The sequence below is a fragment of the Arhodomonas sp. KWT genome, assembly GCF_010993615.1.
Genome location: NZ_WNXE01001122.1, coordinates 1 through 523, shown reverse-complemented (window position 1 = coordinate 523; position 523 = coordinate 1). Strand labels below are relative to the sequence as shown.

The following is a 523-nucleotide window of genomic DNA, read 5'->3' as shown; positions in this document are numbered from 1 at the left end:
TCGACGAACGCGCCGTACAGCGGGTTCTCCATGCTGCCGGTGGTGACGTGCAGGGGACCGCCGCTGCCGTGGTAGGCGTTGGCGCCCTGATCGAAGTCCTCGGCCTTCTTGAAGTAGGCGAGGGCGTGGCGGTAGCGCCAGCCGGGGAGGTCGAAGTCCTCGGCCCAGCCCTCGTAGTCGCCGGCGTTGCCGCGCACGTAGGCCATACCGTTGATGGACGAGGAGCCACCGAGCACACGCCCGCGGGGGCAGTACATGGCGCGGTTGTCCATCCAGGGGTCCGGCTCGGTGTGGTAGTACCAGTTGTAGCGGTCGTTGGCGAGGGGGTGCGCGAACGCCGAGGGCATCTGGATGAACAGGCTGTGGTCCATGGGACCCGCCTCGATGAGCAGCACCGAGGTGGCGGGGTCCTCGGTGAGGCGGTTGGCGAGCACCGCCCCCGCGGAACCCGCGCCGATAATGACGTAGTCGTAGCGTTCGGTGGCCATGGGATGCTGTGCCTCTCTCGTCGGGCTGGATTCGG

At 68.1% G+C, this 523-nt stretch carries 1 protein-coding gene; it reads right to left on the bottom strand.

Annotation, left to right across the window (positions count from 1 at the left end):
- On the bottom strand, positions 1-488 hold a 488-nt coding region (locus G7A99_RS24480; protein WP_205600062.1), incomplete at its 3' end, for a GMC family oxidoreductase N-terminal domain-containing protein.
- Positions 489-523 lie beyond the last annotated feature (35 nt).